The 9,161-nt window shown below is 61.6% G+C and carries 8 protein-coding genes and 1 pseudogene; 7 read left to right on the top strand and 2 right to left on the bottom strand.

All coding sequences use genetic code 11. The features are described from left to right. The first annotated feature begins 965 nt into the window (after positions 1-965). On the top strand, positions 966-1,328 hold the full coding sequence (tnpA, locus tag SINAC_RS23385) for an IS66 family insertion sequence element accessory protein TnpA (protein WP_015248045.1): 363 nt from the start codon (positions 966-968) through the stop codon (positions 1,326-1,328). 74 nt (positions 1,329-1,402) lie between these two features. On the opposite strand, the gene SINAC_RS23380 is transcribed toward tnpA, so the two are convergent. Next, positions 1,403-3,463, bottom strand: coding sequence for a recombinase family protein (locus SINAC_RS23380; RefSeq protein ID WP_015248044.1), 2,061 nt, complete (start codon positions 3,461-3,463; stop codon positions 1,403-1,405). A 368-nt stretch (positions 3,464-3,831) separates the two neighbouring features. On the opposite strand from SINAC_RS23380, the gene tnpB reads away from it, so the two are divergent. Next, positions 3,832-3,942: an IS66 family insertion sequence element accessory protein TnpB gene (gene tnpB, locus SINAC_RS41970; RefSeq protein ID WP_154673959.1), complete on the top strand. Its 111-nt coding sequence runs from the start codon at positions 3,832-3,834 to the stop codon at positions 3,940-3,942. A 161-nt stretch (positions 3,943-4,103) separates the two neighbouring features. Here tnpB and SINAC_RS40670 read toward each other — a convergent pair whose 3' ends face one another. Then, positions 4,104-4,883 (bottom strand): IS630 family transposase, encoded by a 780-nt coding sequence (locus SINAC_RS40670; RefSeq protein ID WP_244884898.1) that lies wholly within the window; start codon positions 4,881-4,883, stop codon positions 4,104-4,106. A 369-nt stretch (positions 4,884-5,252) separates the two neighbouring features. On the opposite strand from SINAC_RS40670, the gene SINAC_RS23365 reads away from it, so the two are divergent. The 5 genes and pseudogenes from SINAC_RS23365 to SINAC_RS40140 all read left to right on the top strand — a co-directional run. Then, a complete protein-coding gene (locus SINAC_RS23365) occupies positions 5,253-5,480 on the top strand; it encodes a hypothetical protein (protein ID WP_020467747.1) in 228 nt (75 codons plus the stop codon). Beyond that, entirely contained in the window at positions 5,467-6,648 is a 1,182-nt protein-coding gene (locus SINAC_RS39035) for a recombinase family protein (RefSeq protein WP_081598334.1), read from the top strand. Before SINAC_RS23365 ends, SINAC_RS39035 begins: the two co-directional genes overlap by 14 nt. Then, positions 6,533-8,023: an IS21 family transposase gene (gene istA / locus SINAC_RS41335; RefSeq protein ID WP_044147252.1), complete on the top strand. Its 1,491-nt coding sequence runs from the start codon at positions 6,533-6,535 to the stop codon at positions 8,021-8,023. The genes SINAC_RS39035 and istA overlap by 116 nt, the downstream gene beginning before the upstream one ends. Continuing rightward, complete coding sequence (gene istB / locus SINAC_RS23350; RefSeq protein ID WP_015248042.1) at positions 8,020-8,892, top strand: IS21-like element helper ATPase IstB; 873 nt, start codon at positions 8,020-8,022, stop codon at positions 8,890-8,892. The genes istA and istB overlap by 4 nt, the downstream gene beginning before the upstream one ends. Then, positions 8,893-9,096, top strand: a pseudogene (locus SINAC_RS40140) (hypothetical protein); the annotation flags it as partial. Positions 9,097-9,161: the final 65 nt, after the last annotated feature.

The raw sequence follows: 9,161 nt of genomic DNA, 5'->3' as shown, positions 1-9,161 counted from the left end.
CGCAGCCCACCCATTCTTTTCTATTGATGCAACTCAGAATTGCTGACCCACAACAAAACCGACCCAAAATCAGATCAACCTTCCTGGAGGAAGGGTATCCAGCCGATCGAGCCACCAAATCACAGGAGCGAATTTCGAATATTTTTTCATACAAATACCACTCCAAATAGATGCAGTTCTAAGTTGCTCACGACAGTACTGATCGTCCGGCCACTGCTAGTTGGGCTTCGGAGTCTAGAGCAACAGCCCACGGCATGCCAACACTTTTTTCTGGAAATGGGCGAGTTTCTTTCAGATTCCAAAACGTTCAATCCCAGATTAATCAACACATAAATATTTCAATCAATCATTTTTACGAATTGCCATGCATTAAATAACACGATGACATCTTCTGGTTTACGTAAAACAAAAAGCAAACTTTCGCCCAACCCGTTATCTCATGCCAAGTTGCCTGCAAACCGAGGAAGATTTCCCGAGCACAAACGTTCTTATTATGGCTGGCACGCTTGTCGACCCTCTTCCAACTCTGGCCAATCTGTCCCAACTGATGCAGGAAGTTCGTTGCGAAGACCTCGAACTCCGCCAGGAAGTCGGCGTGTTGCAACAAGAGAACGCCGGGGTCCGGCAACGGTCGGGGACTGGGAGGCGATGCACGCTCGGGCCACACAACGAGCCGAGCGACTCAAAGCCGAACTGCTGCGCGGAGAGAACCGCACGCTCCAAGACCGGCTCTTCGGTGAAGGTGCGAAAAAGCATCAGCCCAGGACCGGTCCCAGCGTCTCGACGGCGAAAACGCCCCACCGCTTTCCGCGCCGCTCAAGTGGGGACAGCGGATGGATCGGCCCGCCCGATACGGCGGGACGACAGCCACTTGCCCGTCGTCGGTAAGCGCTCGTTAAATCCAGTCTTGCCACGGTGGCTATCCTGCTGGGTTGGTCCCTTTCCACTCACCCAGGAGTCAGCCCATGGCACGTCCCAAAGACCCCAGCCTCGAACGCGACTGGCGACAACGCCTCGAGCGGCATTCCCACTGCGGCCTGTCGATCGCCGCATTCTGCGCCCGTGAACGGATCTCCACGGCCTCTTTCCACGCCTGGAAGCGACGGCTGGCCGCTCGGTCGTCGCCACCACGCCCGGTGCCGCCCTTGTTCGTTCCCCTCCACCTCGGCTCCCTTCCTCATGCAGAGGGTCGATCACCTCGCCCTGCCGTCGAACTCGAGTTGCCCCACCAAGTCCGGCTTCGCTTCGACTCCCCTCCCGAACCCGAATGGCTGGGACGCGTCGTGGCCGCACTCGCCGGCCTCTCACGCCAGGAGGTGACGCCATGATCTTGCTCCCTTCCGCCGTCCGCATCTTCCTCTGCACCCGGCCCACGGACAGGCGCAAAAGCTTCGATGGTGCTTCATGATGACCTCCGCTCCACGATGAGTGAGAATCGCTGGCCGCGCAAGAGTTCCTTCAACTTTTTGAGTGGCTTTTTCCGGTCCGGGACCAGGTAGAGGCCAATCACCGGATCGCGTTCGATCTGCAGTCGCCCCAGGCGGATCAAGTAATAAGCCCAAGATGTGTGCTCACCCAGCCGCCTGACCGCTTCGCCGAGGCTGATCCATCCCGGCAAGCCGTGGCGTTGGAATTCGGTCCGACGCGCAGAGACGCCGTGTTTCTCCCGAATTCGTCTCACCGACTCGACGCCCAGACGCCGCTTCAGCGGCGCATGATAGCCGGCGGCCGTCAACTCCGCGGCGATCTGCTGGTCGGATTCCCCGGCCTGCGCCCGCCGCACGACTTCGTCGATCAACTCCTCGCCTTTCTCCATCTCCGCATAGGTCACGACCGGCAGGTCCAGCAAGGCCGTCGTCCAGTCGCCACCTTTCCAGATGATCCGGGCCTCGCACTTGTCCGCGGCGGGGCGACGCAGCACGACCTTGCCAATCAAATCACGCAGAAGTTCTTTCTTGTGGATATTACTGAGCGTCCCATCGTCCCACATCTGCCGCAAGGAAGGGCGGGCCTCGTCGAGCTGCCTGCGAAGGTCGTCGCTCAAAGGCTCGAACGTCGCCTCGACAGACGACGACCCCTCTTCGGCTTGCCGAAGGGCTTGCAACGCGTGCTCCCAGCGCCGCTCCAACTCGGCCGCAACCAGCCGATTCTCGGGGTCGACAAGCCGGTACTGCTTCTCGGCCAGTCGGGCTTCGTATTGCAACCGCTTGATCTGCAGGTCGTGCGCCCGCCGGAGTTGCCGCTGCTGCTCTGCAATGCCCGCGACCGCGGCATCGTAGCGGTCCAATTCAGCGGACGACAACGCCTCCCAGAAACTCCCGACGACCCAGGCGTCGATCATCGGAATCGGGACCCTCTGGCATTCCGGTCCGCCCCCCTGCGCCTTGTGGTGGCTATAGAGATAGCGAGCGGCCGCGTGGTACTGGACGGTCATCTTGTTCCCGCAATGGCCACAGCAGGCCAAGCCCTGCAGCAGGGCCGTCCCAGATCGGGCCGCCCCGCGGCTGCGGCGACGGCTGTATTCCTGGTAGTTGTCACGGAGCATCGCCTGGATCGTTGCGAAGGCCTCCCGGTCGATGTACGCGGGATACTTGTCGGGGACCACGAACTGCCACTCCTCGCGAGTCAACGGGTGCTTGCGGGATGGCCCGCCAGGGACACGCGGCAGGAAACGCGTCCGGCCGTAGACGAAGGTCCCTTCGTAGGCCGGGTTGCGGAGCAAACTCGAGATCGCTGCCGCCGTCGCTCGCCGCCAGACGATCGCCCCGTCGTCGCGGCCTCGCTCGCGGCGTGGCAGCAACAACCGTGCGGCCGCCAGATCGCGGACCACCCCATGGATCGATTTTACCCGCAGGAACGTGGCGAAGACGAAATCAATCCGTTCCCGAACCTCTTGGTCCGGGTGCTTGACGACCCGGCCGGAGAGATCACGCACCAAGCCGACGGGGAGGCTCTGGGCCAGTTCGCCACGCCGGGCCTTGTTGAGCAAGCCGGCGGTCAGCCGAGCCTTGATGGTATGGAGCTCCAACTCGGAGATCTGGCCCTTCAACCCAAGGAGCATCCGCCCATTGATCGACGACGGGTCGTAGACGCTGTCGTGGTCGGCGATCAGGCAACGCCGGAAACCGCACAGGTCGAGCAACTGGTACCAGTCCGAGCAATTGCGGGAGAGCCTTGTGGCATCATAGAAAAATATGATCCCGGCATCGCCGAGCGTGACCCGACTGACCAAGTCGGCAAAGCCGGCCCGCCCTTGAGTGGTCCGGGCGGTCAGGCCAAGGTCGCAGTCGATAACCTCGATCGCGGAATCGGGCCAGCCACAAGCCAGGGCCTGTTGCCTCAAGTCATACTGCAGTCTCAGGCTTTCTTGGTGGCTGATCACTTGCTGTGGTGACGATTGGCGAATGTAGATGACGGCCCGCCGGGCCAAGTGGGCCGGCGTGATGAGATCGCCGCCGAACATGGAGCACCTCCTGATAAATAATCAAGATGGTTTCACTGATGGACCGACGTGCTTCGTCCGGGAGTCGTCCCCAGACGGAGCGTGGCGTGATTCGCATGGCTCCCTCAAATCGGCCAGGAGATCGAGAAGTTGCCGGAGGGCAACGACCGTGATTCTGGTCCGAGTGGAAGGGGAGGGGCAATACGCGTAGTCGATCGCGGCCGCCGCGATTCGGAGGATGATTCCGTCTCGGTACTCGACCTCGAAGGAGAGGGGCTCGCGTGGCGAACGCCGTTGGACCGCAACGCGGAACGTGCAGCCGAAGAGAGGGTGAGACGGATCAATGACTGTAACCATTTGGATCGAGTGATTCTGGCTGTCTTGACACCCTGGGGCATCAAGAAGATCCCTCGTTTGACGGTCTCACCGGGGTGGTTCAGGAATGCTTTGGCCTGGATCCCTTGACCGGCCATCTTTTCCTCTTCCTCAACCGACGCTGAGACTGTATCAAGCTGCTCTATTTTGACCGCGACGGTCTGGCGATCTGGTACAAGAAGTACCAGGCAGGCTACCCCCATTCTTGCCCATTTACAGAAATTGTCGGACACACCCATAATCGCGCTGGCTGGCCTAAATAGAAACTTTCAAATGGGAAAGTAGATCAGGCGGCCCTGGCTTTTGGGTAAGCCGAACCCTCGATCTGGAAAGGGTTTGCCTGTCCCAGCCAGGTGAAGACTCGATCCAATAATTCCTCCAGATCCTTGCACCGATGATTCCGGGTGATGTTCTCGTGCAAATGCCACCATACCCGCTCGATCGGGTTCAGGTCCGGGGAGTATGCGGGGAGCAGATGGACTTCGATTCGACCCTCGTGCTTCCAGAGGTACTGGATCACCTCCAGGCTGGTGTGGCTCCCCGCGTTGTCGCAGATCACGTGGATCTTGCGGTAGCGTCGCAGCCTGCGGCGCAGGTCGTCGAGGTGCTTGATGAACAACGCTCCGTCGCGCCCTTGCTTGGGGGCCGCCTCGGTGACGAACACCTGGCCGGTCCGCCAGTGGATTGAGCCGGAGATGTGCCGCTTCTTGTTCGTCCCGGGGGTCTCGACCTTCGCTTGTCGGCCTTTGAACATCCACATCCGGCCGATCTTTGGGTTGGTGTGAACCTCGACTTCGTCCTGCCAGACGGCCGTCTCGTCCTCGGGCAGCTCTTCCAGGAGCTTCCGCAGTTCAGCCAGCTTGACCTGCCTCTCGTCTTCGTCCGGCTTCAGGGTCGGCCGGGGTCGCCGGTACACCAGGTGGCCGCGATGGAGCCAGCGACGGACGGTCTCCCGGCTGACGCGAACGCCTTCTCTTTCTCGCAAGAGCAGGGCCAACAACACACACGACCAGCGACTGCGGAGGAAACCGAAGTCGCTGGGGGTCGTGGTGGTCACCCAGTTCACGAGGATGGCGACCCAGCCGAAAGGGCCGGCCCCGTTTCCTCCCAGTCAACCCTTCGAGGCCCTCGGCCTGGAACCGCTTCAGCCAGCGGTCGACAGTGCGTGAGCTGCAGAAGAGCATGGACTCGATGTTGTCCCAGGGATGGCCGTCAGCCAACAGGAGGATAATGTGGGCGCGAAAGCGGAGTTCGGGATCAGAATCCTTGCGGTAGATCGCCAAGAGTTCGTCGCGCTGAGTCGTCGAAAGGGAGAGCATGGGCGTCGTTAATGTTCGTCCGTGTTGAGTCGTCGGTGCAGTCCTCTGCATGAATTATAGGGGCAGGGCTACTTTCCCTTTGGCAGGGAACTATTTAGTGCGGCTGGCAGAATGGGTTGAAACTCGCGTCAGAATGGCTCAAGGAGCTGAACCATGTCAAGCAACGCCACAGTCCTTGCTCCCCCCCGCGCCCGCCGGCCGCCAGGCCGTTGGCGATCAGCCATCTCTGGAGTCTCTTGACGGACGAACAGCGTCAACGGACGCTGGTCATCCTCAGTGGCATCGTGCTTCGACAACTCGAGGCACCTCGCGACGATCCGGAGGTGCGCGATGAACTCTCGTGAAGCAGGTGTTGCTGATCGAGAAAACGGGGAGACCGGATCGACCCCGGCGACGGCCACCTTTGGCTTGAGGTCGACGTCGAAGATTCGGGCTCAGCATTTCGATCGGCTTGCCATGGTGTATGTGCGGCAATCGTCGCCACAGCAAGTGCTCGAGAACCGCGAGTCCCGCGAGCGACAATACGCCCTGGCTCAGTTCGCGCAGCGGCTCGGTTGGGCGTCCGAGCGTGTCGTCATCGTCGACGAAGACCAGGGCCAGAGCGGAAAGTCGGCCGACAACCGTTCCGGCTTCCAGCGATTGATGACGGAAGTGAGCTTGAACCATGTGGGAATCGTATTGGGACTGGAACTCAGCAGACTCTCGCGGTCCAATAAAGATTGGCATCAACTAATCGGTGTTTGCGGCATTTTCAACACGTTGCTGTGTGATCAGGACGGCATCTACGACGCCTTGGACAGTAACGATCGGTTGCTCCTCGGGATGAAAGGCGCGATGAGCGAATTCGAGTTGATCACGCTACGCAATCGCTTGCTCCGTGGCAGTCGCAACAAGGCGGAGCGCGGCGAGTTGTTCCTGGCCGTCCCCCTGGGATACTTGAAGACGCCATCGGGCGAGATCGTGCAGGAGCCTGACGAGCAGGCGCGCGGGATGATCCGGTTGGTCTTCGATAAGTTCGAGGAACTCGGTTCCGCTTACGCAGTCTTTCGTTATCTGGTCGTGAATGACCTGCAACTGGGATTTCGCCGCCAACGCAGGGGCCATGCCGGGGACCTGGAGTGGAAGCCAGCCTCTCCCAACCGGATCCTGTCGATCTTGCGACACCCGATCTACGCCGGCGCCTATGCCTATGGACTGCACCGTGCGGGGACGCCTAATCCTTCGACCGGACAGAATGAGTGTGAACGTCAGTCGAAAAACGTAGCGCTCGCCGGTCTCCGATGTTCGGTCGAAAAACGTAGCGCTCATGGATTCACTCGTGGCGTCTGGTACACCAAGGCGAACATCGTTTCGCCTCGATACCCACGCGTCGCGAGGTCTATGGGTGCTCACGCACATGCACAACTGGGCCGAGATCCGCCGCCGCGTCCTTGTGGACAGACAGAGCAAGCGTTCCATCTGTCGCGAGTTCGACATCCACTGGGACACCCTCCAAAAGATCCTCCTCCATGACGAACCTCCGGGCTATCGCCAGGCCCGACCTCGCGCCCGCCCCAAGCTCGAGCCGTTCTTGCCAATCCTCCACCAAATCCTCCAGGACGACCGCAAGGCTCCCAGGAAGCAGCGGCACACCGTTCGTCGCCTCTTCCAGCGCCTCCGCGATGAATACGGCTATCGGGGTGGATTAACCATGGTTCAAGGCGTCGTCCAGGCCTGGCGGGAGGGGCAAGCCGAAGCCTTCCTTCCCCTCATCCACCGGCCCGGCGACGCGCAGGCGGACTTCGGACGCGCCGTCGTCGACATCGCTGGGCATTCCTCCACCGCCGCACTGTTCGTCATGACGCTCACCCATTCCGATGCGATCTTCTGCGCCGTCTTCCCGCGGGAATGCACGCTCACCTTCCAGGAGGGCCATCGCCTCGCCTTTGCCTGCTTCGGCGGCGTACCCCGTCGGATCACCTACGACAATACCCGGATCGCCGTGGCGCGGATCATCGGCCAGCGGGGCGAGGGCGTGACGACCGAGTTCCTCAGACTGAAAAGTCATTACTTGTTTGAGTCTCATTTCTGTCGCGTCCGTTCCCCCAACGAGAAGGGGCACGTGGAGTCGCTCCTGGGCTACGCGCGGCGCAACTTCCTCGTGCCGGTCCCCGAGGCCGATTCGTTCGCCGCGCTCAATGCCCGCCTGCAGCAGAGTTGCCGGGGCGACCTGGGCCGCACCACGCGGGGCCAATCGCTGACCAACGGCCAACTTCTGGAGCGGGAGCGAGGCGAACTGCTCAACCTGCCCGAGAAGCCGTTGAGCATCCGTCAGGTGGAGGCGGTCCGGGCCAACTCGCTGTCGCTGGTGCGATTCGACCGGAACGACTACTCGGTCCCGACGCGATACGCGCATCGGCGTCTGACCGTGGTGGCGGATGTGGAACGAGTGCGGATGGAGACGGCCGGGACGATCGTCGCCGACCACACTCGGTGCTGGGATCGCTGCCGGACGATCTTCGATCCGGTCCATTACCTGGGCCTGCTGGAGCGGAAGCCAGGGGCACTGGACTTCGCACTGCCCTTGGAGGGCTGGGAGCTGCCGGCTTGCTTCGCGGCACTCCGTCGTCGCCTGGCCGAGGACCATGGGCCGCGAGGTCAGATCGAGTACATCCGAGTCCTCCGACTCCTGGAGCGAGCGACGCTCGAGGAGTTAACCGCGGCGGTCGAACAGGCCTTGCGCCTGGAGATCTCGGCGGTCGATGGAGTGCGCTTGATCCTGGAGCACCGGCGGGATCGGCCGACGGCGCCGTTGGACCTGGAAGGTCGTCCCCACTTGCCACGCGTCAGCGTCCCGCCGCCGGATCTGAGCGGCTACCGTTCGTTGTGCGGGGAGGCGCAGCCATGAGCCAGCCGAACGCAACGCCAGGAGACTTGGTCCGTTTGAAGCCCATGCTCAGGTCATTGAAGCTGCCGACGATCGGGGCGGAGTGTGAGAAGGTGGCCCGGCAGTGCGCGAGCGAACGGGTGGACCATCTGGGCTACCTGCTGCGGGTGTGCGAATTGGAGCTGATCGAGCGAGAACGGAAAGCGGCGACGCGACGCCTGAAGGCGGCGAGGTTTCCGGCGTTGAAGACGCTGGGTGAGTTCGCGTTCGCGGCCCAGCCGGCGATTCCCGAGCATCTGTTGCGTGAACTTTCGAGATGCGAATACATTGACAAGCGTGAGAATATTCTCTTGGTCGGTGCGTCGGGTACGGGGAAGACCCACCTGGCGACGTCACTGGCGGTGGAGGCATGCCAGCGGGGCAAGCGGGTGCGTTTCGTGCGTGTGACCGAGTTGATCACCAGCCTTCTGGAGGCACGGGATCAGCACCAGTTGGCGAGGCTGAAGGGCCAGCTGAGCAAGCTGGACCTGTTGGTGCTCGATGAGCTGTGTTACGTGCCGGCGAGTAAAGTGGGAGCAGAGCTGCTCTTTGATGTCATCAGTACTTCATATGAGAGAACCAGTCTGATCGTGACAACGAACCTGCCGTTCGAGCGCTGGACGGAGGTACTGCTGGACGCGAGTTTGACGGCGGCGGCGTTGGACCGGCTGACCCATCGCTGTCACATCGTGGAGACGGGCAGTGAGAGTTATCGCCTCAAGGAGGCGAAGCATCGTCGGGGCGGTGATGGCTTGAATCGCGAAAGGAGGGCATCGAGTACGGGACTCGTGGACGAAAGTCGAGTGGCTGAGCGATCGTCCCCTGTGGACGAGGCGAGCTCGAGCAGGTAACGTCTGTTTACCGGGCGCTACGTTTTTCAACCGGCGCGCGCTACGTTTTTCGGCCGACGTTCACACCTGGCGCGGCGGATGGGCCGTCGGCTCAAAGTCCCGGGACGGGGCTGGTGCGTGGATCACCTGGAGGGCATGGCGTCCCTGATCGCCACCGCCGACACCCCGGAATGGGAGAGCCTCTGGACTCGGACCGCCGCTTGATCTCCAGATTCGAGAGTTACACCCCCCTCGGGCTTGCCGCCCGCGACATCCCTTTTGCGGCAATT

This window comes from Singulisphaera acidiphila DSM 18658 (assembly GCF_000242455.2).
GTDB classification, from domain to species: Bacteria; Planctomycetota; Planctomycetia; order Isosphaerales; family Isosphaeraceae; genus Singulisphaera; species Singulisphaera acidiphila.
The sequence above is the reverse complement of the archived record's forward strand: the minus strand, read 5'-3'. Positions and strand labels throughout refer to the sequence as shown.